Annotated in this window: 25 protein-coding genes and 1 pseudogene; 22 read left to right on the top strand and 4 right to left on the bottom strand. The window is 45.3% G+C overall.

All coding sequences use genetic code 11. The annotated features are described in order from the left end of the window. The first annotated feature begins 68 nt into the window (after positions 1-68). The 3 genes from recQ to ACQQ6X_RS10045 all read left to right on the top strand — a co-directional run bounded on the left by recQ (position 69) and on the right by ACQQ6X_RS10045 (position 5,368). Positions 69-1,967, top strand: coding sequence for a DNA helicase RecQ (gene recQ, locus ACQQ6X_RS10055; protein WP_149035850.1), 1,899 nt, complete (start codon positions 69-71; stop codon positions 1,965-1,967). A gap of 51 nt (positions 1,968-2,018) precedes the next feature. Next, positions 2,019-3,875: a B12-binding domain-containing radical SAM protein gene (locus tag ACQQ6X_RS10050; protein ID WP_305165205.1), complete on the top strand. Its 1,857-nt coding sequence runs from the start codon at positions 2,019-2,021 to the stop codon at positions 3,873-3,875. 182 nt (positions 3,876-4,057) lie between these two features. After that, complete coding sequence (locus ACQQ6X_RS10045) at positions 4,058-5,368, top strand: alkaline phosphatase (RefSeq protein WP_305165204.1); 1,311 nt, start codon at positions 4,058-4,060, stop codon at positions 5,366-5,368. 207 nt (positions 5,369-5,575) lie between these two features. Here the strand turns inward: ACQQ6X_RS10045 and ACQQ6X_RS10040 are convergent, their stop codons facing one another. The 3 genes from ACQQ6X_RS10040 to ACQQ6X_RS10030 all read right to left on the bottom strand — a co-directional run bounded on the left by ACQQ6X_RS10040 (position 5,576) and on the right by ACQQ6X_RS10030 (position 7,101). Next, complete coding sequence (locus tag ACQQ6X_RS10040; RefSeq protein ID WP_369425852.1) at positions 5,576-5,665, bottom strand: putative holin-like toxin; 90 nt, start codon at positions 5,663-5,665, stop codon at positions 5,576-5,578. Positions 5,666-5,904: 239 nt separating this feature from the next. Continuing rightward, a complete protein-coding gene (locus ACQQ6X_RS10035; RefSeq protein WP_305165203.1) occupies positions 5,905-6,510 on the bottom strand; it encodes a DedA family protein in 606 nt (201 codons plus the stop codon). 15 nt (positions 6,511-6,525) lie between these two features. Continuing rightward, a complete protein-coding gene (locus tag ACQQ6X_RS10030; protein ID WP_305165202.1) occupies positions 6,526-7,101 on the bottom strand; it encodes a class I SAM-dependent methyltransferase in 576 nt (191 codons plus the stop codon). Between the two features lie 287 nt (positions 7,102-7,388). On the opposite strand from ACQQ6X_RS10030, the gene ACQQ6X_RS10025 reads away from it, so the two are divergent. From ACQQ6X_RS10025 to ACQQ6X_RS09960, 14 genes are all read left to right on the top strand, one after another. Continuing rightward, the gene (locus tag ACQQ6X_RS10025) at positions 7,389-8,222 is read left to right on the top strand and encodes a hypothetical protein (RefSeq protein WP_305165201.1); all 834 of its coding nucleotides are present in this window, start codon (positions 7,389-7,391) and stop codon (positions 8,220-8,222) included. An 85-nt stretch (positions 8,223-8,307) separates the two neighbouring features. Beyond that, on the top strand, positions 8,308-8,574 hold the full coding sequence (locus tag ACQQ6X_RS10020) for a hypothetical protein (protein WP_305165200.1): 267 nt from the start codon (positions 8,308-8,310) through the stop codon (positions 8,572-8,574). A 215-nt stretch (positions 8,575-8,789) separates the two neighbouring features. Further along, a complete protein-coding gene (locus ACQQ6X_RS10015) occupies positions 8,790-9,218 on the top strand; it encodes a GNAT family N-acetyltransferase (RefSeq protein WP_305165199.1) in 429 nt (142 codons plus the stop codon). 11 nt (positions 9,219-9,229) lie between these two features. Then, complete coding sequence (locus tag ACQQ6X_RS10010; protein WP_305165198.1) at positions 9,230-9,691, top strand: hypothetical protein; 462 nt, start codon at positions 9,230-9,232, stop codon at positions 9,689-9,691. 80 nt (positions 9,692-9,771) lie between these two features. Further along, positions 9,772-10,263, top strand: a complete 492-nt coding sequence (locus ACQQ6X_RS10005) for an 8-oxo-dGTP diphosphatase (RefSeq protein ID WP_305165197.1) — start codon at positions 9,772-9,774, stop codon at positions 10,261-10,263. Positions 10,264-10,320: 57 nt separating this feature from the next. Beyond that, the gene (locus tag ACQQ6X_RS10000) at positions 10,321-10,842 is read left to right on the top strand and encodes a GNAT family N-acetyltransferase (protein ID WP_305165196.1); all 522 of its coding nucleotides are present in this window, start codon (positions 10,321-10,323) and stop codon (positions 10,840-10,842) included. A 25-nt stretch (positions 10,843-10,867) separates the two neighbouring features. Next, complete coding sequence (locus tag ACQQ6X_RS09995; protein WP_305165195.1) at positions 10,868-11,317, top strand: hypothetical protein; 450 nt, start codon at positions 10,868-10,870, stop codon at positions 11,315-11,317. A gap of 24 nt (positions 11,318-11,341) precedes the next feature. Beyond that, the gene (locus ACQQ6X_RS09990; protein WP_305165194.1) at positions 11,342-11,665 is read left to right on the top strand and encodes a hypothetical protein; all 324 of its coding nucleotides are present in this window, start codon (positions 11,342-11,344) and stop codon (positions 11,663-11,665) included. Between the two features lie 153 nt (positions 11,666-11,818). After that, complete coding sequence (locus ACQQ6X_RS09985; RefSeq protein WP_305165193.1) at positions 11,819-12,853, top strand: NAD(P)/FAD-dependent oxidoreductase; 1,035 nt, start codon at positions 11,819-11,821, stop codon at positions 12,851-12,853. 222 nt (positions 12,854-13,075) lie between these two features. Beyond that, a complete protein-coding gene (locus ACQQ6X_RS09980) occupies positions 13,076-13,819 on the top strand; it encodes a HEAT repeat domain-containing protein (protein WP_305165192.1) in 744 nt (247 codons plus the stop codon). 29 nt (positions 13,820-13,848) lie between these two features. Then, positions 13,849-14,517: an HD domain-containing protein gene (locus ACQQ6X_RS09975; RefSeq protein WP_305165190.1), complete on the top strand. Its 669-nt coding sequence runs from the start codon at positions 13,849-13,851 to the stop codon at positions 14,515-14,517. A 201-nt stretch (positions 14,518-14,718) separates the two neighbouring features. After that, positions 14,719-15,780 (top strand): SPFH domain-containing protein, encoded by a 1,062-nt coding sequence (locus tag ACQQ6X_RS09970; RefSeq protein WP_305165189.1) that lies wholly within the window; start codon positions 14,719-14,721, stop codon positions 15,778-15,780. After that, the gene (locus ACQQ6X_RS09965; RefSeq protein WP_305165188.1) at positions 15,777-16,778 is read left to right on the top strand and encodes a sugar kinase; all 1,002 of its coding nucleotides are present in this window, start codon (positions 15,777-15,779) and stop codon (positions 16,776-16,778) included. The genes ACQQ6X_RS09970 and ACQQ6X_RS09965 overlap by 4 nt, the downstream gene beginning before the upstream one ends. Positions 16,779-16,855: 77 nt before the next feature. After that, on the top strand, positions 16,856-17,035 hold the full coding sequence (locus tag ACQQ6X_RS09960; protein ID WP_063209972.1) for a hypothetical protein: 180 nt from the start codon (positions 16,856-16,858) through the stop codon (positions 17,033-17,035). Between the two features lie 74 nt (positions 17,036-17,109). Here the strand turns inward: ACQQ6X_RS09960 and ACQQ6X_RS09955 are convergent. Next, a pseudogene (locus ACQQ6X_RS09955) lies at positions 17,110-17,438 on the bottom strand (response regulator transcription factor); the annotation flags it as partial. Here ACQQ6X_RS09955 and ACQQ6X_RS09950 point away from each other — a divergent pair. The 5 genes from ACQQ6X_RS09950 (at position 17,410) to ACQQ6X_RS09930 (ending at position 20,259) form a co-directional block, all read left to right on the top strand. Further along, positions 17,410-17,937: a hypothetical protein gene (locus tag ACQQ6X_RS09950; protein WP_305165187.1), complete on the top strand. Its 528-nt coding sequence runs from the start codon at positions 17,410-17,412 to the stop codon at positions 17,935-17,937. The pseudogene ACQQ6X_RS09955 and the gene ACQQ6X_RS09950 sit on opposite strands and share 29 nt — an antisense overlap. Before the next feature lie 170 nt (positions 17,938-18,107). Further along, on the top strand, positions 18,108-18,701 hold the full coding sequence (locus ACQQ6X_RS09945) for an SMI1/KNR4 family protein (RefSeq protein WP_430493575.1): 594 nt from the start codon (positions 18,108-18,110) through the stop codon (positions 18,699-18,701). Positions 18,702-18,756: 55 nt separating this feature from the next. Further along, positions 18,757-18,945 carry a hypothetical protein gene (locus tag ACQQ6X_RS09940; RefSeq protein ID WP_305165185.1) on the top strand — a complete coding sequence of 63 codons (189 nt, stop codon included), beginning with the start codon at positions 18,757-18,759 and terminating at the stop codon, positions 18,943-18,945. Positions 18,946-18,961: 16 nt separating this feature from the next. Continuing rightward, positions 18,962-19,675 carry an HAD family hydrolase gene (locus ACQQ6X_RS09935; RefSeq protein ID WP_305165184.1) on the top strand — a complete coding sequence of 238 codons (714 nt, stop codon included), beginning with the start codon at positions 18,962-18,964 and terminating at the stop codon, positions 19,673-19,675. After that, on the top strand, positions 19,672-20,259 hold the full coding sequence (locus ACQQ6X_RS09930) for a GNAT family N-acetyltransferase (RefSeq protein WP_305165183.1): 588 nt from the start codon (positions 19,672-19,674) through the stop codon (positions 20,257-20,259). Before ACQQ6X_RS09935 ends, ACQQ6X_RS09930 begins: the two co-directional genes overlap by 4 nt. The last annotated feature ends 144 nt before the right edge of the window (positions 20,260-20,403 follow it).

Raw genomic sequence — 20,403 nt, 5'->3', positions numbered from 1 at the left:
ACTATAAGGTAACGAAAGAAAAGCCGATAGGCGTCAAGGACGCTAGAAATATGAGGAGTTTTGAAACTATGAGTGTACAAGCACCAACATTGGAACGGGCGCAGGACTTGCTGCAAAAATTTTATGGCTATCCCGATTTCCGGGAGGGACAAAAGAAAATTGTGGCCAGTATGCTGGAAGGCAACGATACGCTGGGCATCATGCCGACAGGTGGCGGAAAATCGATATGCTACCAGATTCCTGCATTGTTGCATGAGGGGCTGACAATTGTTGTGTCACCACTCATTTCGTTAATGAAGGACCAGGTAGATGCGCTGACCACGATGGGGATTGCAGCTGCCTACATTAATAGCACGTTGAGCGGTCGAGAGGTCAATGACCGCATACGCGCCGCACGCAACGGGGATTTGAAGTTGTTGTATGTCGCTCCTGAACGATTGGAGCTGGATTGGTTCCGAGATGAGATGGCTCAATTACCGATTTCCTGCGTTGCAGTAGATGAGGCTCACTGTGTATCCCAATGGGGACATGATTTTCGGACAAGCTACCTAGCTGTGGCTCCATTCGTGGACGGGCTGTATGAACGTCCAATCGTAGCGGCGTTTACGGCAACGGCTACACCGCAGGTTATGGATGACATTGTACGCCTGCTTCGTCTCCGTTCACCAGAGACGTTCGTTACGGGGCTTGGAAGACCGAACCTGGCGTTCAGTGTGCTGCGTGGAGAAGACAAACGCAGTTTTTTACTGAACTATACTCGCGAGCATGAAGGTGAATCAGGCATTATTTATGCGGCGACACGTAAAGACGTGGACGATTTATATCAACGTCTGTGTGACGCTGGCATGGCAGCAGGACGTTATCATGCAGGAATGACAGATCAGGAACGTGCAGATAGCCAGGAAGGTTTTCTGTACGACGATATCCGTGTCATTGTCGCTACCAATGCCTTTGGTATGGGGATAGATAAATCAAACGTACGCTATGTCATTCATTACAATATGCCTAAAAATATGGAGGCGTATGTACAAGAAGCGGGACGCGCAGGACGTGATGGCGACCCGAGTCAATGTATTTTGCTGTTCGGACCGCAAGATATTGTGACCCAGAAGTTCCTGATTGAGCAAAACCCTCAGGATGAAGACCGCAAGCGCAACGACTACCGCAAGCTCCAGCAGATGGTTGACTATTGTTACACAACTCGCTGCTTACGTTCGGCACAGCTGGAGTACTTCGGAGAAGCAGAGGAGCATGAAGCCTGCGGCATATGCAGTTCGTGCACAGATGAGCGGGAACTGGTGGATATGACCATAGATGCGCAAAAGATTTTTTCGTGCATTCATCGAATGCGGGAACGATATGGGGTTTCGATGGTGGCCTCGGTGTTGAAAGGCTCGCGTAACAAAAAAGTGCTGCAGTATGGTTTTGACAGCCTGCCAACCTACGGTGTGATGGGCAACCGCACAGAAAAAGAAATTGCTGAAATTATCAATGTTCTTGTGTCGGAAGGCTATCTGATGCTGTCGGAGGGGCAATATCCGGTCGTACGCTTGCAACAGCTTGCTGCTGAAGTGCTGAGAGGTCAGCGGAAAGTCATGCAGCGTGTGGTACGACATGCCACTGCTTTTGCTGGTGGAGCAGGTTCACGCGGACGAAAGGGACGCGACACCTATCCTGCCGCGGTCAACGAAACTGTGTTTGAGCAACTGCGCCTGATCCGCCGCGATCTGGCCGCTCAGGAGCATGTACCGTCTTATATCATCTTCAATGATGCCACGCTGCGAGAAATGAGCGTAGCGAATCCACAATCCGAGGCAGACATGCTGCGGATCAAGGGTGTTGGTGAAGTGAAATTCCGCAAGTACGGCAAGCCGTTTCTTGATTTCTTCCAAAATCAGGGGAATACCGGAGGAATGGTAAGCGAGGATGAGATTTTTGCAGACGATGTGTACGAGGATTTTGAATAGCTATACTAAAGATATACGATTCCCATGCAAACTTATAGAAGGTTGTGACCTATGAAAGTCATTTTATCAACATTAAATGCTAAATATATTCATACCTCGTTGGCCATCCGATGCCTCAAAGCCTACAGTGAAAAGGATTTTGATATCGAGCTGGCGGAGTATACGATTAAGGACCCGGTGATGAACATCGTATCCGATCTGTTTCAACGAGGGGCAGATGTTATCGGTTTTTCCTGTTATATTTGGAACATTGAAGAGACGATTAAAGTCATTGATGTATTGAAAAAGATTATGCCTGAGGTCAAAATCGTTTTGGGTGGTCCGGAGGTATCTTACGATACAGAGCACTGGATGAAGCGCTTGGCGAATGTGGATTTTATTGTTGTTGGTGAAGGAGAAGAGACCTTCCATCAACTGCTGCAGGAGCTGGAGGGGGACCGTAAGTTCCATTTTGTATATGGACTGGCTTACCGTAAAGGCGAAGAGGTCATTATCATGCCTGGTCGTCCAAAAGCGGACTTGAACGAGCTGCCGTCGCCCTATCGTTTTGCGGAGGATATCCCGGAACTTGGGAAAAGGGTTGTCTATTTTGAAACGAGCCGGGGCTGTCCGTTCAGTTGCCAATTTTGTCTGTCCAGCATTGAGGTCGGGGTACGTTATTACGATATTGAGCGCACCAAGTCGGATATTCTGTATCTGATAGACAACGGGGCCAAATTGATTAAATTTGTGGACCGAACATTTAATATCAAACGCGATTATGCGCTGGAAATGTTCAAGTTTTTGATTGAAAATCACCGTGGCTGTGTCTTCCAGTTTGAAATTACAGCAGATATTATGCGTCCCGAGGTGTTGGATTATTTGGCGGAGAACGCGCCGCCGGGAGTGTTTCGCTTTGAGATCGGTGTTCAGTCAACGAATGATCCCACCAATGAGCTGGTTAAGCGCCGCCAGAACTTTACCAAGCTTTCCCGCACTGTTACAAAGGTCAAGCAAAGCGGCAAAATCGACCAGCATCTGGATCTGATCGCCGGATTGCCATTAGAGGACTACAACACATTCCGTAAAACGTTTAATGACGTTTTTGCGCTCGGGCCGGAAGAGCTTCAGCTGGGCTTCCTCAAAATGCTGCGTGGTACAGGCTTACGCCTGGACGCCGATAAGTACAACTATACGTATATGGATGTTGCACCGTATGAAATGTTGAGCAATGACGTCCTTTCCTTTGCTGATATCGTACGGCTCAAACGCTTGGAAGACGTATTGGAAAAATACTGGAATTCTCATCGCATGGACCATACGGTGAACTACCTGATTGAACGTGAATTCTCGTCCGCCTTTGACTTCTTTCAGGAATTCGGAGACTACTGGGAAGGACAGGGCTGGCAAAAAATCGGACATCAGCTCGAAGACTTATTTACGCGTCTCCAGTCTTTTCTAGAATCGCGGGGAACCCAGCGAATGGATATGGTGCTTGGGCTGATGAAGCTTGATTATTTCCTAAACCATAAATATAAGCCGCGTAAAATCTGGTGGGAACATACCTTGGAGAAAGACGATTGGTCCAGCTATATGAAAATGGTTCTTCAGCATCCGGACGCGCTGTTGTCACCTGCGATGGCAGATGTGGGTAAGGAAAGCACAGGTGAAACGGATGTGGCTAGCCAACAGCCGCAGCCATACCGCGAGATGGTCCCAGCCTTTGCTTCCTTGAAGCTGGGTGAAAAGGAACTGCAAAAGCACGCTGTACTTGATGTGCTGCCGTTCAGTCTGGATCATATCCTGAGTGGCGGTAGCCCATTAACTGCCGAAGGCCGCACACTGTTGCTTGTAGTCTACCAGCAGAATGGACAGCAAAAACCGTTGTACTACACCATGCCCATCGGCAAAAATATCGCCGCCATTTAATATAAACACCAGCAGGCATCGACTTTTGGTATACCCAAGTCGATGCCTTTTTATGTGTTATAAAAAAATAGGCGACCACTCCAATTTTTACATTCATAAAATCTATTGCTTTACGACTTTTTACAAAACAAATATATGATGAATTTATCATATATATATTAAATTTATTGGAGTGTGACCTTGTGAAAAAGCGTTCCATGAAAAAGAGTATCCTTGCGTTAAGTGCTGTTACCGTTTTGACTGTACCCTTATTATCTGCCGATATCCCTAAAGCTTTTGCAGCCTCGACTTCTACGAAGTCCACTGTTGCAGAGTCGAAGGCACAGAAGTCTGCATCAGTTAAAGCGGACACTCCTAAAAACGTCATCCTCTTTATCGGTGATGGTATGGGTGAAGCCAGTCGCAACGCGATTCGCTTGGCAACGGTTGGAAAGTCGGGATTACTTGAAATGGATAAGATGCCTGTAACGGGTCTGGTTAGCACGAGTTCAGGAGACAACCTAGTTACAGATTCTGCCGCCGCTGCGACGGCCATTGCAACAGGTGTCAAAACGTATAACGGCGCGATCGGGGTGGATTTAAATAAAAAACCAGTGACAACCATTATGGAGCTGGCTAAAAAAGCAGGTATGTCTACAGGAGTAGTAACGACAAGCCAAGTGACTGACGCAACGGGTGCGGCCTTTGGTGCGCATGTAGAAAAACGCTCTGCGCAAAGCGAGATTGCCAAGCAGTATCTTGAGAAAAGCAAGCTGGACGTGATCCTGGGCGGGGGTGAGGATTTTTGGTACCCTGCAGGAACAGCAGGTAAACACCCGGATGCACCGGCAGAAGATCCTGAGGAAGCTAGTAAAGGGACACAAGGAAATTTGGTGGAGCAAGCAAAGAAGTTGGGTTATAGCTATGTGACAGATCAGGCGGAAATGAAAGCAGCCAAAGGCTCTAAACTGCTAGGGCTGTTCGCCAATGAAGAAATGTTTCAAGCTCACAACAAACTAGGCAATTCTTACAACCCAACGGTTTCTTTGCCAGATATGACAGCCAAAGCGCTTGATGTTCTATCCAAAAACAAAAAAGGCTTTTTCCTGATGGTAGAGGAAGAAGGAACGGATGAGATGGCGCATGATAATGAAGGTGAATTAACCATTAAAGCTGGACAACAGCTGGATAAGGCAGTCAAAGTAGCTAAGGACTATGCCAAAGCGCATCCAGATACATTGGTGTTAGTGACGGCAGACCATGAGACAGGCGGTTTGGCGATTGAAGGTAAGGATGCAAAAGATGAAGCCGACGATGGTACAACCAATGAAGACGGTCCTTTCACCATTCATGGTACGAACGAAACGTTCTATATTGATTGGACGACAAAAGGACACACCGGAGTAGATGTGGCATTGACTGCCATGGGTCCAGGCTCCTCTCAATTTAGTGGGAATTACCCGAATACGGCCATTCATGACAAGCTGGTTAAGCTGCTTCAATTAAAGAAGTAACGTGATGTGAAGGCCGCCCTTAAAAGGCTTTTCCATATTGGCAATATGGTTTTTCTTGTGATAAACTATAGCCAATAGGTATATACTAAAAAAGAGTAAGGATGCTACCAACATCCTCACTCTTTTACAACAGCCGCTTATAAGGGCGGTGGCTGTTCAAAGTTTTAGTCATCGAAATATGACCGCATTCCTTTTCCAGAGGGCGGTCTATTTCTTTTTGTTGAAGGAAATAATCAAGATCACTAACGTTGCAAATTGAATCATCAACATCAGCGTATCTTTAATCTCCACAGGCATCACCTCCTTTACAGGAGACTAGCCGACCGCCCATCTAAGCCATTCTGTTGTTAGTCTATAGTATATCATATGGATAGTATTGCTAAAAAGGACAAAAATGAAAACGCCTGTTTCTAGGCGTTTTTTGTTTTTTCAAAAGATATACCTTAGAAGTTGAAAATTATTATGAGTTCTTAACCAGTATAAGTGTTACGTATGTAACTTTAAAGATTTATGAACATACCGAATATATTCAACTTTTACTCCTCTTTTGTTTTCTTCCCCCATACAAATTTCATTATCAAAAATATGATTACCAGCACGGTGACAAGCAATGCCATCTGTATGCCATAACGATGAATCAAATCTCCCGCTTCTTGTACATGATTGCCAAAGAGACGTCCGAGCAAAAAGAAGATCAGCGTCCAAATCAAGCCCGTTGAATAAGAAAAGAGGGCATAACGCTTGAAACTCATCCTATTGATCCCCACAATATAAGGAACAATGTGGCGAACGACCGGCAGCAAATAGCTGATACATATAGTGAATTTTCCATACTTATGTACTAAATTTTCTGAAAATGTAATGTACTTGTCCATTTTTTTCTTCCGACGCAAACGATCCAAAATGGGTGTACCCAAGTTTCTCCCCAACACATAACCTAAGGACAGACCAGATACAACCCCAAGATATACAATTAAAAAAGCGGGTAACGGATGAAGGATTCCCATGCTTGTTACGGCCCCGCCAGTCATCACTATAACTTCGTCTGGAATGGGCAGACCCACAATTCCCAGCCATAGACAGAAGAATAATGCTGCATAACCATATTGTTCGATAATGGAAATTAAATATTCAACATCCATACCCCTACTCCTTTCTTAAGCTTTCTTTCTGCATACATAGACGAATGCGGGTGGAACATTCATAGGTACAAACTTGATTTCTTCAATATCAAACCATTCACCTAGCTGCTGCTTCATCTGTTTAGAATATTGAAAGGCGACAAACATTCCTCCATCCCGTAGTGATAGATGGATTTGTTCTACGATTTGATCTCGCATCACTTGTGGAAAGTTAAAGAACGGCAGTCCGCTGATTATACAGTCAAGCTGTTCAATTTGGGCATTTTTCATAGCAAGCTGAAGCTCACGCGAGTCGGAATAGCATAGATAATTCGGGAACCTTTTTTTTAAGCTTTGCTGCATGGTCGGGTCCTTCTCAAAGAGCAAAACCTTAGGTTGAATTGTTGTCGTAGACGGGATGTATTGGGTAATGGCCCCTGTGCCAGCCCCGAGCTCAGCCACGGCATGAACTTCACTCCATGGAATGGATTCTATCATATTTTTAGCTAAAAATCTGGAACTGGGTGTTACGCTACCCACATATGCAGGCGAATACAAAAATTTGAGCAGGAACATGAATCTTTCTTGAACCAAATGACTAATACGGATCATACACCTTTCCCCTACCTTCAATTTTTTAAAAACACGTTCAATGATCTCTGCTAAGAGTAACAAATTATTCCTTGACTTGCTCCTGTCTGGAGTAGGGCTCAGCTCCCCGTCCTGCGGAGGGGACTTTCCTTGACTATAGTCTAGGAAAAAGAGAAGAAATACGGTATGGGTCAGTCCATATTCATTCAGTTATCATTCAGCATTCCCTCAGGCTGCCTTCAGTTTTGCTACCGATGAAAGAGAGGTGGGCAGCTAAAAATATTATGAACACTGAGAGGGGATCTACTGTGTCACTATCCATTAACAGGCATCTCATCACGACTTCCTACGATAATTCGAATACAGTGAAGTCAAATGAGAATGGACTAAACAACGCGGGGCATACCACACACAAGAAATCTAACGATTCACTTGAATTAAGTACGGAATTTATGGAGTACGCCGGGGGGATGCAGGCTCCGCTTCCTACGGGAAACTGCAGTTATGAGTACAAATACGACCAGGATACTGTTGCACTGACTGTGGACGAACAGAAATCATTGTTGTCAGATCTACAAAGTTCCCTGACGTCTTCAAGTGCTTTAACTGAAACGGATGATATCAACAACAGTATGAAAAATCCTCTAGCTACAGTCAGCGACTTGTTAACCAAGGTAGATCTTGCGACGGCAACAGATGAGGAAGTATCGGATCTATTCGATAAAGTAGCAGAAACGATCCAGAATAATCGCCCTGCACCGCCGCCTGAAGGTGACTTATTCCGACCTGAGGTTGATAACAGTGGTCTGCCTCCAATGATGCAGGCGATGGGTGGAATTATGCCCCCATTTGCTTGGAATATTCAGGAGACCACTAATCAAGAGGATAACACCACTATATCTGAAAAAGAGCTTACAGTAGATGAAAAAAGATCAGTACTGAATGATTTGCAAAACGTCTTGAGTTCCGATCTTATATCGGGCTCCATTTCTTCAGAAACAGATGAGCAAACAGATCTGATTTCTGCATTAAAAAACGCATGGGGAAACACAGATGAATCGAATGCAACAGATGAAGAAATATCGGCTTTATTCGATAAAATCGCCAAGATTTTCGAACAATCTATATCATCTTCGTCATAATCTTTAGAGTGCAATAGCATACCTTAAAACCGGTTGGCCCACATCTGTAACTCATACTTAGCTTTTTAAAAAGGAGAATCTTTTTATGAATATTTCAGCCATATCCAGTAGCTCTATATCCGTTACAAGTACTACATCTTCATCCAGTACCAATGATACAGCCAGTCTGGAAAAGCAAAAATCTCAACTTGAAGCAGAGAACAACAAGGTACAGCAAAGCTCTCAATCCAGCAGCACGTCAACACCAAAGATGGAAAAGTCCGTTCCCAGCAATATGGAAATAGCCCGTACGAGCACCTCAAATGGCAGTGATATTACGGGGGTTGGAAAATCACTGGATATTTCTATCTGATCATCACATCTCTTCACTTGCAAGACAGACGATGATACAAAAGACAGCAGGCTCTTAGTTTCATAGGGAGCCTGCCTTTTGCGTTTAATCATGTGACTAAACATAAAAAAGTATATACAATAAATAACAGTGGGAAGATGAAAGGTTTCTAACTCTAGTTTTATAGATGGAATCAGTAAGTATTAGTAAACATTCTAATTTGGAGGATTTATGCCATGACGCTGGAACCTCAAGTGAGTCGAAGTAGTAGGGATGAAACTCGTTTCGTCAGGAACAAGTTGATTGAGTTTAATGCAAAATACGTCCCAGCAGATATTCAAACTCAATATGAAGAGATTAATCTTACGCTCAAAAATGGAGAAGGCCAGGTCATCGGTGGTCTTTTAAGTGTGTTGTGTTGGAACTGGGTGGAGGTTGATATATTGTGGGTAGATGAGGGCCATAGAGGAAAGGGCTACGGTTCGCAACTGCTTGGTGAAATCGAACAGATGGCTAGAGATAAAGGATGTAATTTTATACAACTAAATACCTTTTCTTTTCAAGCGCCTGAATTCTATGAGAAACATGGGTATGAAGTAGTTGGTGTCATTGATGAGGCTCCTAGAGGTTTTAAACACTATTATTATAAGAAAAAGATCTACTGAGGACTCCGAATATGCGCGTACGGATCAACGAAGTATATAAAGATGAAAAGATCATCATTCGTAGTATTGGCGAGGAAAAGGTGTACGGCTACTGGACATCTTTTTGGTGTGAGTTGACCTTGGGATATGCGTATGTTGTTCCGTATAAACAAAGCTTAGACAAGTTGACTCCTGGCTGTGTCCTTTCGGTTGAGATTTCTCAATCCAGTATAAAAGGGTTCAGAAGACTGCGCCCTACTGAAAAGACAGGCATTGTTCGCACTCAACCAAAGCTAGGTGACTATTGGATTCAAGGAATGGTACAACAGGTGATGCACGGCGAGGCAGGCGGGATAGAATGTTTGGAGATTGTTGCAGGGGATGCTACGTTTGTTTTAGATTCGGAAGAAATGAATGGTGATGTCAACGTTAAGGTGGGCGACGGCGTCTCCTTTGAAATTATAGGTCTACAGTTGTTTGACGAGGGACTATGATCGTTCTATGGGGGATTTTAACCACAATATGTCGGTGTGAAAGATAAAGCTAGATTAGAGAATCGTGAATAAAGAAAGGTATGATCGGATTGGCTACAGAAGTGATACACAAAATATATACCATGTGTATGATTCAAGACGGAACCAAGGTATTGCTTATGAATAGACCGAATCGAAAGGGATTTCCGGGATATATTGCTCCAGGAGGAAAAGTAGAATTTCCGGAGAGCATTGTGAACGGGGCCATTCGTGAAGTAAAGGAGGAAACAGGCTTAACGGTTACGGAAATTGTATTTAAAGGTATCGACGAATATTGTGATCCAGACCAAGGGCTGAGATATATGGTCTTTAACTATTTGGCTACAGCAACGGAGGGTGAACTATTAAAGAATCCCCCTGAGGGAGAGCTGCTGTGGGTGGATATGAAGGAAGCATTAAATCTGCCAATGCAGGATTGGTTTAAGCGGAGATTTCCATTGTTTTTTGAGCCGGGGACGTTTGAGGTTAGTTCCGTGTGGATTGCAGAGACGGATGAAACCCTGGAAGCAACGACTAAGAACTATGGGGTGTAGAGATGAAGACGACCGTAAGCAGGAGAATGAACGTTTAAAGAGGAGGTAGTGAGTGAGATGCGGGGCGTCAGATTGGTTGAGCCGGATCAGCGCTGGAAGGATGCTTATCTTTCATTTTATGAGGAATGGAAAAAAAGCCAGGAGCACATGGTGCCGTGGGTGATTTCTATAGAACCGTATGATTTTGAAGGGATGCTGACATTTTTAAAGCACCAGAAAAATGGAATTGGCTTGTCTGAAGGCTGGGTTAAAAGTTCGACATACTGGCTGGTGGATGCAGATGATCAGGTTGTCGGAGCAGTGAATATCCGTCATGGCCTTAATGAGCATCTATTAAATGCCGGGGGTCATATTGGCTATGGAATCCGTCCTTCTGCACGAGGGAACAGGTACGCTGTGACTATGCTGGACCAGGCATTGGGCATAGCAAAAGAATTGGGCATTTCCAGAGCCCTCGTCGTATGCGATTCCGATAATATCAGTTCCAAAAGAACGATTTTGCGGAACGGAGGAATACCAGACAAGGATTACATAGAGGAAGATGGAAACCGTGTAAACCGGTTTTGGATCAAGCTGTAAGTGAGAGAGAGGAATGCAAAAGCTCATGAAATTATGGCCAGAATATGCGCAAAACATCATTGTCGGTGTCATTTTCCAGGGACAATGGAATTGGTATGTGACGGAAAGAGAGTATTGGTTTTTGAATACCGAGATGGAGGAACGGTTTGGTATCGATATTCTAGATGAAACCACAGCGGGAGCATTTTTGGATCACATCCGTGAATATAAGGTAGCTGCGGGAGAGCTCACTACAGTGCTCCAGGTGCTAGATGATGCAATCCAGCATAAGGATGAAGTGTTGGAGTTCTGTCCTGCTCTGTATGTTGATTTTGACCAAAAAGTTCTCTACTCGCTATTTCCAGAGCCAGCTTCTTTCGAACACTATGTCCCGGTAGGGTGGAAAGGAGAATATCAAAACTTCCTGAAAGAGGTCCCTCCTGCTGAACAATATTGGATAATCCACGGGAGTGACTTTTTTAAAAAATACACCTGAAAAGATAGAGGAAGGAATGAGCATATGAATTCTTCCATGTATGAATTTAAAATGATATCCAAGCACAGAATGTACGATCAATATTTGGTTAAGCTGCGGGCATGCATCAAACTGCTGGATGAAGTTGAAGATGCTTTTTCTTCCTTCTGTTCAGCATTGGATAACACAGGTCATATAAATATGTATGATGTTTACCATGTGGTGGAGCATACAGCTTATCATCTGGGACAAATCATAGATCGAGTTCAGAGACTGGCAGGTCACCGTTTTCAATTTGTGCAAACCGGGCTGAATGAAAAAGCATTGCGTGCCATAGTGCAGCAATCCTTGCTTAATACACAAGCTTAACGAACGCAGTAGTTAGATAAACTATATAAAATGTAATTCAACAGTCACGAACACCTCTGTCACAGATATGTTTCATTTCTTAATTGATATTGATAATTATTATCACTTATAATAGAAGCAGACATATTACGTTACGATAGGGAGAGTTGCAGAGTGACAGAGTCCTTGGAATTATATGATGTAACGATCATCGGCGGCGGTCCGGCCGGTATGTATACTGCGTTTTACAGTGGCATGAGAGATATGAAAACCAAACTGATCGAAGCCAAGCATGAGCTGGGCGGACGGATGCGCATATACCCGGAGAAGATGATATGGGATGTTGGAGGGGTGACTCCGATTTTATGTGAAAAGCTGATTGACCAGCTGGAACAGCAGGCACGGACGTTCGAGCCTACCATTGTATTGGGGCAACAGATTACAGGTATGGATCGGCAAGAAGATGGTACGTTCCTGCTAACTTCTGCCACAGGGGAACAGCACTGGACGCGTACGATCGTTCTGGCCGTAGGTTATGGTATTCTGAAAATGGCTAAACTGGAGATTGAAGGCGCCGACCGTTACGAGGTTACAAACCTGCATTATACCGTACAAGAGCTGGAGCCGTTCCGGGACAAGCATGTCCTAATTTCCGGTGGAGGCAACTCGGCGGTAGATTGGGCGAATGAGCTGGAATCTATTGCAGCGAGTGTGACAGTTGTACATCGTCGGGATCATTTTGGTGGACATGAGAAAAATGTAGCCCGTATGAAATCCTCTTCGGTTCGTGTTCTCACACCTTATGCAGTAAGCCAGCTACATAGCAACAACGGAGAGACGATTGAGCAGGTGACGATCAATCATGTAGATACGGGCGAAACAGAGCTGCTGAATGTTGATGCAGTCATCGTAAATCACGGCCTAAAATCCGATTTCGGTCCCCTGCGTGATTGGGGACTGGATATGGGAGAGTGGCATGCCCGGGTGAGTGACAAGCTGGAAACGAATCTACCGGGGATTTTTGCTGCAGGCGATTTTGTCGAGTACGGAAGCAAGCTGTATCTGATTGCAGGTACGTTCACAGATGCTGCCCTTGCCCTCAACAGCGCCAAGCTGTACATTGATCCGACAGCTGACAAAGCTGCATATGTATCTTCTCACAATAGCCGATTCAAGGAAAAAAACCGCGAGTTGGGTGTTGTGGAGTAGATAAGATAGACCAGTTGAATAGAGAAGAATTAATACAGAAATTGCCAAAGAACTTCCGTTGACCACAATTGATGTGGTTGAGGAAGTTCTTTTTTTGCTAGGTTACTGATTTCTGATGCTAGAGGTTGGATGCCATACGCATATAGCATAAAATAAAGATAGCCTATCCTTTTCGGACTTAAAGAGTAGATTTGGAGTGGAAAAGAAAAGGAGCGTGAAAAAATGAGCTTACGAGAGGTGCTTGAACGGCACGCGATTTATCTGCCTGATGATATGCTGGAAGCTTTAATAATCCATCGTAAGAAGCAGGAAGGGAGGAAGGTTCAGCTACGATTATTGAGTGAGCAGGAGCTTGCCGAGAGTATCGAGTGGATGGCGCAGATCGGGGTGTTCAAACATATCGTCCCTCTATGGACGGATGATCATTCTAATTATGTAGGTCTATATGTAAAGGGGCCGTTGTCATATAAATTATGTTATATCAATCACGAGGAAACGGATTTGTCGCCAGTGTATCGAAATGCGGCTTCGCTAATTGCAGAGTTGGAGCAAAATCCAGTGCTGGATTGGGAACAGATGCACAAGGATTACCCATCTGGTGGGGACATAAGTGCCAAACAACTAGCAGAAGATATTCACTGTAAGAATGAATTACAGGCTATATTGGAAAAGGATTCATCTATGGAGGATGATGTGAGATGCCAGCTTCTTTACAGCTTAATGGCAGTTACACCTGTCAGTGAGGTGGACTCATTGCTTTCCTATGTGGATGATGAAGATATGTATGTACAGGAACGCGCATGTATGCTTTTGGGACATCATGGGTATGAACCAGCGACCAAATTATTAAAAGAAGTAGTGAAGCATGGAAGCCCGAATGGGAAACTGGCAGCCCGTAAGGCGCTCTCGATGATTCGTGCTAAGCAAATGGACATGCGTATAAAAAAACAAACCAACCTCACATAGCACATATGGACGGGATTGAAAGGTGACTTATGAAGAGACGAACAGAGCAACAGGAAGCGATAATGGTAGAAATCATCCAAAAGGCAGAGCCGTATGTACAGCAGCAGTTGGAGCATGATCACAGTGGTCACGATTGGTGGCATATTGATCGGGTGAGGAAGCTGTCTATTGAAATTGCTGCAAAAGAAGGTGCAGATCCATTCGTATGTGAACTGGCAGCACTGCTGCATGATGTAGCGGATGAAAAATTAAATGAATCCAAACAAGCGGGGCTGGATAAAGTGGAGCAGTGGCTGCATCAGCATGTAAACGATCCGGATGTGATCACACACGTGATGACCATCATTGCTACAATGTCCTACAATGGTGGACAAAACCCGGCTATGGAAACGCTGGAAGGTCAGGTTGTACAGGATGCAGATCGGTTGGATGCCCTGGGGGCGATCGGGATTGCAAGAACCTTTATGTATGCAGGCTCAAAAGGCAGTGTCATGCATGAACCGGATCAAGACTATTCACAGTATGAATATCGCGCCGCAGGTAAAAGTGCCATTTACCATTTTTACGAAAAGCTGCTCAAGCTCAAGGATTTAATGAATACTGCTTATGCCCGAGAGCTGGCAGAGGTCCGTCATCAATGGATGGAAATGTATCTGGAGCAGTTCTATAGAGAATGGAATATAAGTGATATCCGATAGAAAAAGGGAAGCTGATGCTTCCTAATCTGAGGCTGTTTCCTTTAACCGAGCAAATCGGAGGGGAAGCGGCCTTTAATTTTTTATAAATGTCATATTGATATTATTGTTTATCTATGCTATTTTATTGTTAATAACAAATTGATAATAACAATTAAGAATTAACAAGGCGCCGAACACAATAAAGAAAGCGAGGAAACGACGATGTTTGGATTTAATTTTGTTAAATTTCAGCCCAGTGAGTATGTCATGAAGGTGAAGAATGGGAAGGTGGTTCGGGAGGGAGTTGGATTATCTTTTTATTACTACGCCCCGACTACCTCGGTTGTCGTCGTACCGATCTCTTCCATTGATGTACCGTTCATGTTTGAGGACATGACGAATGATTTTCAGGCGGTGACAGTGCAGGGACAGCTGACTTATCGGATTGTGGATTATCGGCGAACGACGCAGATTTTGAACTATACGTATGACCTGAAGGGGAAGCGCCATATCTCAGATGATCCGGGCAAGCTGGCCCAACGGGTGATTAACATCGCAAAGGTACTTACCAAAAAGTATCTGGAACGTGTCCCGCTCAAGGAGGCTGTTCAGTCCAGTGAACGGCTCGCGCAAAATATGACGAAGGATATGGCTCAGCATACAGAAATGGAGAAACTGGGTATTGAGGTCATGGGGCTGTCCATTTTGGCGATTTTACCAAATAAGGAGACGATGAGAGCACTGGAAGCACAGGCGAGGGAGGAAATTCTTCGGAATGCGGATCAAGCTTTGTATGAGCGCCGTAACGCATCCATTGAGCAGGAGCGGCGTGTGAAGGAGAATGAGCTGAATACAGAAATTGCGGTGGAGACGAAAAAAAGACAGATTCGCGAAACCCAACTCGATGCCGAGCGTTCCGTAAAGCAAAAGCAAAGTGAGATGAAGGAGGAGCAGCTGCGGTTTGACACGGCCTTGGAGGAGAAAAAGCGCGAACTGATTGAGCTGACCGTAACGAATAAAAAGGCCGAAGCCGATGCCAAGGCCTATGAGCTGACAGCGGTGATGAAATCGTTGCAGGATGTCGAGCCTAACGTACTTCAAGCTATGGCCAATATGGATATGAGCCCAGATAAGCTGATTGCGATCGCCTTTCAGGAACTCGCAGAAAATGCAGGAAAAATTGGTCAGTTGAACATTACACCGGATCTGCTGCAAGGTCTCATGTCAGATACGGGAACGAGCGGATCAGCAGGATCGAGAGGCTCTGGAGGAAGAACACGATGAACAGCCGAATGACAGAGCAGAAGATTATTTTGGTGAAGCGTAAAACGCGACTGGAGGAACTGATTGTCCGATACAATACGGTGCAGCAGGCTCGTTTCTTTATGGAACGGCTGGGGGCGGATTTCAGTGATTATGTGCTGGAAGATGAGAATTACCGCAGGGCGGTGGCAACGGCGACGTCTGAGTTATCGGCTTTGGGACGTGTACAGATTGTGGAGCGGGAGCATGTGCCGAACTTTATTTTTGGTGAACAGGATACGGTGGTGGTACTGGGGCAGGATGGGCTGGTAGCCAACACGTTAAAATATTTAACAGAGCAGCCGCTGATCGGTGTGAATCCAGATCCAATGCGCTGGGACGGGGTATTGCTGCCGTTTACTGTATCCGATCTGCGCTGGGTGGTGCCAGATGTGTTCGTGCACAGACGGCCGATTAAGGAGGTTACGCTGGCTAAGGCCCAACTGAATGACGGTCAATCCTTATATGCCGTGAACGATTTGTTCATCGGGCGCAAAACTCATGTGTCTGCGAGATATGAGCTGAGATTGGAGGGGCAGGTAGAGCAGCAATCATCCAGCGGTATTATTGTTTCCACGGGTCTGGGAGCGACAGGCTGGTTGAAGAGTGTGTTGGCTGGAGCGGCCGGAATTGTCGGCAGTGCTACACGGCACCCGGTCTCGCTGACTCCAGATCACCTGATGTCAGATGCTACTTTCAGTCAAGCAGGGGCGGTAGAAGGAATGGCGCATGATCATCGTGCAGCCTGGAGTTTGCCATCGCTTTATTTTACGGTGAGAGAACCGTTTCCCAGTCGGACGACTGCTGCGGAGCTGGTATTTGGACAGGTGGCAGTTGAAAGACCGCTGCGTATTGCTTCGCAGATGCCGGAGAACGGAGTTATTTTCAGTGATGGAGTAGAAAGCGACTTCCTGGAGTTTAATGCTGGCATTGAGGCGACCATTGGACCGGCGGAGAAAAAAGGGCATCTGGTCGTATAGAGGTTTGTACAGGACAGCAATGGGTAATTATGATTAAGGTACAACCATCAGATGAAATTAATAAAGGAGGAATCAACATGAGCGACCATACTCAAGACGAGGCGAAAATCCGCAACAAGAAGAACGAGGACGGAGATTCCTTGATGGAGAAGACGAAGCTGGACAACGGTGTGGATATCGAGCCAGAGGCTGATGAATGGATTGCGAAGCCCACACCAGTATCATACGACGATACAAAATCCTCTTCGCAGAAATAAGACTCATGCGTCTCAATAGAGCAATGATGCAAAGACAGATGATCCTTTAAGTGGGTCATCTGTCTTTATAATTTTTAATTAAATCTGGAATATACCTTCCATACTACCTCACGACGGCTGCTTACCTCTGTTTTCAAGAAAATTGCTTTCAGATGATCCTGCACTGTGTAAGCCGTAATATGAAGTGCACTTGCCAGTTCCTTGGTAGAAAAGCCTTGCACAATGAGCCGGACAGCTGTCTCTCTCGTTTAGTCCATGAGTAGATCTCGGCCTTAAGCGGTAACATATCAGTTGCTTTAGCAGGCTCAAACCATACGGCCAGCTGTTTCTCGCCCATATGCTCGCGCCCGCCTTGCAGGAGAGTGGCTCTGACGGTGACCCAGGGAGTTTCGTTTACCGACGGCATAGTGGCAGACTTTGGTGCAGGAGCAGGTCGTCATCGGGTATATCGGTTTCCCTTTACGGATCAGCAGACACTTCCACGTACACTCAATGTTCCTACAGTCAGCACACGCCTGTGCTTCGATTCGCACTTGACCACCCGGCTTCTGGCAGGGCTTCGGACGATCGGGATATCAAGTCTGCTCCGACAGCCAGCAGTTCGTGAGGTTGTAGTTCGCAGCTTTGGTAAGGTGCACTTTGGAGAAAATGCTGTAGCAGTCAAGGTAGACGCCCAAGGAACGCTCAATGGCAAGGAGACGAGGGTCGAATGCAGGCTAAAGGGACAACATCAGTCTGATTTAACTGCGAAAGTCGCCGTCTTTGCAGCGCTTGCCCTGTATCGTTCAGAACTTCCATATGGTGTTTTTCACATGGAGCAGGTATTTTCATGGAATCGCATGCGGACTTGGCTGGGACAGCAGGTAGACGTAGATATTCAGATGAACGGACAACAAGTCTAAAGGTCTTATATGCTGAAAAAGGACTCTCCTATCATCCAAGCTTATTCAGCAACGCCTTGCGGATAAGTCTTGGATTTCTTTTCCTATTGGATTACACTAGAAGGAAGTACATATTTTTGGGAAAGAGCAGACAGCATCCATTCGACGAACTGTTAGAAATCAATCGGTAGGTGCAGTCAGACAACGATGGAGGTGTTCAATCCAAGATGAATGTCGCTTATATTATCGATCTGTTACGTAAAAACGATGTAATCTTAACCCCAGGCTTATCCACCCGGGAGATTACTGAGATCGAAGACAGGTATGATATTCACTTTCCGCCCGACTTAAGAGAGCTGCTGATGAACGTTCTTCCCATCGGTAGAAGCTTTATTCCTTGGAGAGATACGTCACCACAGCGGATGGGTGTCATTTGGGAAAGGCTGAATTGGCCGCTCGAAGGTATGATTTTCGATGTGGAACAGAATATGTTCTGGCCTTCTGAATGGGGGAATAGACCAACAGATTTGCAGGACGCCATTGATACGTGTAAACGTGAGTTTTTGCGCGTGCCCAAGCTGATCCCCATCTATGGTCACCGATATATCCCAGAGCAGCCTTGTGAAGAAGGAAATCCGGTATTTTCAGTGTATCAAACGGATATTATCGTGTATGGAGAAAGTTTGCAGGAGTATTTCAAGCTGGAATTTGGAGAGAAGACTTACGAACAGATTGATTTTGAGGCCGTAAAAACAGTTCGCTTTTGGAGTGATTTATGTAGTTGAAGCGTCGAATCACTAGGAAGTTAAATAAGTCGAGGCGAAGGAAGGAGAGCATAAAATGAAGGTGGAACAGGATTTGGAAGAAATCAAGGAAAGGCTAGCCCACATCGAGACCAAACTCGAACAAAAGTCGACTTCCAGCAAAATCCTAAAGTATATGGTCATCATTTTCTTGTCTATTTTTTTCTTGCTTCTTGTGATTGGAGTTGTTCAATTTGTTTCGAATCCAATCGGTATAAAGAACTGACAGAAAGGAGCTCGTTATGTTTATAGAAGCCATTATTTTTGATCTGGATAATACACTGATTCATCGCAAACAGGCATTTGCTGCATATACGGAGCGTTTTATAGAACGATTTATTGTGGCAGAAGAACCAGCCAGCCGTGCGGCTGTCGTTGAACGAATACGTCTGGCAGATCGGGACGGCTACCGGGATAAGAAGGAGCTATATACTGAGCTGCATGCAAACCTGAAACTGAAAAATCCCGATACAACAGTACAGGAGATGCTGGGCTTTTGGTATGGGGAATTTCATAAGTTTACGGTATTGATGGATGGGGCCAAGGAAGTGCTGTCTGAGCTGCGGTCTCGGGGCCTGAAGCTTGGCATTATTACCAACGGCTCACTCCGCGCACAACAGGCGAAAATCGACCGAGTGATGCTGAGAGATTACGTGGATTCCATTATCGTATCGGGTGGCGTCAACATCGAAAAACCTAATCCTCGAATTTTCGAATTAGCTTTGAATGAGCTAGACATTGCCGAACCTAGTCATGCCTGCTATGTAGGCGATCATCCGACGAATGATATTCGTGGTGCGCAAAGTGCAGGATTGCATACCATCTGGCTTGAAGGCTTTATGACGTGGAGTGAAACGGACATTGCACCAGATCATCAGATTGAAAGTCTGCGCGAAATCACTGGCTGGCTGGATCACCTCAGTTATCCATCGAATATGGAGGAGGGGGCATCATGAGTAGGGAGCAGCAACCGAATCCCATTCTGTTATCGTTCCCGGAGCAATTCCAGACGGAGCGATTGACCATACGCGCTCCGCAATGGGGCGATGGTGCAGCGGTTAATGAGGCGATACGAGAAAGTGTAAATGAGCTGCGACCTTGGCTTCCTTTTGCTAGAAATCTCCCTTCGGCGGAGGAATCTGAAATTCGTTCACGCCAAGCCAGACTTAAATTCCTGGATCGATCTGACATGGTGCTGTATATATTTGATACGGCTTCGGGACAATTTGTAGCCAGCAGCGGTCTGCATCATATTGATTGGGACGCACGAAGATTTGAAATTGGATATTGGCTCAGAACCTCATGGACTGGAAAAGGTATTATAACTGAGGCCGTGCACAGTATTACGGATTTTGCCATACAGCATTTGCATGCCAATCGGGTGGAGATTCGTTGTGATTCTAGAAACACGCGCAGCGCCAAGGTAGCAAAACGTGCAGGTTTTACACTGGAAGGAATTTTAAGAAACATCGAGTATGATGAAGAGGGGAGCATGGCACACCAAATGGTTTTTGCCAAGGTGCGTGGTATCGAATTTTAGCGGGCGCTTGAAGGATGCTGTGGAGGCTTATTATGATTCATGATATGACGAAAAATACAGACAAGTTGGTGTGCATACAATATGACATCAGCTTAAGGTTCAGCAATCTTGCAAACGCTATCCCAAGGGATGCTATACGAGCTT

This window comes from Paenibacillus ottowii (assembly GCF_050516475.1).
Classification (GTDB): domain Bacteria; phylum Bacillota; class Bacilli; order Paenibacillales; family Paenibacillaceae; genus Paenibacillus; species Paenibacillus ottowii.
This window is presented reverse-complemented; position numbering and strand designations above follow the sequence as displayed.

Bases quoted from the DNA above. Each gene is read 5' to 3' on its own strand.
- ACQQ6X_RS10035 (WP_305165203.1), bottom strand. From the start codon at position 6,510: ATGGATGTTGAATATTTAATTTCCATTATCGAACAATATGGTTATGCA.
- ACQQ6X_RS10030 (WP_305165202.1), bottom strand. From the start codon at position 7,101: ATGATCCGTATTAGTCATTTGGTTCAAGAAAGATTCATGTTCCTGCTC.
- recQ (WP_149035850.1), top strand. From the start codon at position 69: ATGAGTGTACAAGCACCAACATTGGAACGGGCGCAGGACTTGCTGCAA.
- ACQQ6X_RS09965 (WP_305165188.1), top strand. From the start codon at position 15,777: ATGAACAGCCGAATGACAGAGCAGAAGATTATTTTGGTGAAGCGTAAA.
- ACQQ6X_RS09990 (WP_305165194.1), top strand. From the start codon at position 11,342: ATGAATTCTTCCATGTATGAATTTAAAATGATATCCAAGCACAGAATG.
- ACQQ6X_RS09935 (WP_305165184.1), top strand. From the start codon at position 18,962: ATGTTTATAGAAGCCATTATTTTTGATCTGGATAATACACTGATTCAT.
- ACQQ6X_RS09995 (WP_305165195.1), top strand. From the start codon at position 10,868: ATGAAATTATGGCCAGAATATGCGCAAAACATCATTGTCGGTGTCATT.
- ACQQ6X_RS10020 (WP_305165200.1), top strand. From the start codon at position 8,308: ATGAATATTTCAGCCATATCCAGTAGCTCTATATCCGTTACAAGTACT.
- ACQQ6X_RS10000 (WP_305165196.1), top strand. From the start codon at position 10,321: ATGCGGGGCGTCAGATTGGTTGAGCCGGATCAGCGCTGGAAGGATGCT.
- ACQQ6X_RS09960 (WP_063209972.1), top strand. From the start codon at position 16,856: ATGAGCGACCATACTCAAGACGAGGCGAAAATCCGCAACAAGAAGAAC.
- ACQQ6X_RS10015 (WP_305165199.1), top strand. From the start codon at position 8,790: ATGACGCTGGAACCTCAAGTGAGTCGAAGTAGTAGGGATGAAACTCGT.
- ACQQ6X_RS09930 (WP_305165183.1), top strand. From the start codon at position 19,672: ATGAGTAGGGAGCAGCAACCGAATCCCATTCTGTTATCGTTCCCGGAG.
- ACQQ6X_RS10040 (WP_369425852.1), bottom strand. From the start codon at position 5,665: ATGCCTGTGGAGATTAAAGATACGCTGATGTTGATGATTCAATTTGCA.
- ACQQ6X_RS10005 (WP_305165197.1), top strand. From the start codon at position 9,772: ATGATCGGATTGGCTACAGAAGTGATACACAAAATATATACCATGTGT.
- ACQQ6X_RS09975 (WP_305165190.1), top strand. From the start codon at position 13,849: ATGAAGAGACGAACAGAGCAACAGGAAGCGATAATGGTAGAAATCATC.
- ACQQ6X_RS10010 (WP_305165198.1), top strand. From the start codon at position 9,230: ATGCGCGTACGGATCAACGAAGTATATAAAGATGAAAAGATCATCATT.
- ACQQ6X_RS09970 (WP_305165189.1), top strand. From the start codon at position 14,719: ATGTTTGGATTTAATTTTGTTAAATTTCAGCCCAGTGAGTATGTCATG.
- ACQQ6X_RS09940 (WP_305165185.1), top strand. From the start codon at position 18,757: ATGAAGGTGGAACAGGATTTGGAAGAAATCAAGGAAAGGCTAGCCCAC.
- ACQQ6X_RS10050 (WP_305165205.1), top strand. From the start codon at position 2,019: ATGAAAGTCATTTTATCAACATTAAATGCTAAATATATTCATACCTCG.
- ACQQ6X_RS09980 (WP_305165192.1), top strand. From the start codon at position 13,076: ATGAGCTTACGAGAGGTGCTTGAACGGCACGCGATTTATCTGCCTGAT.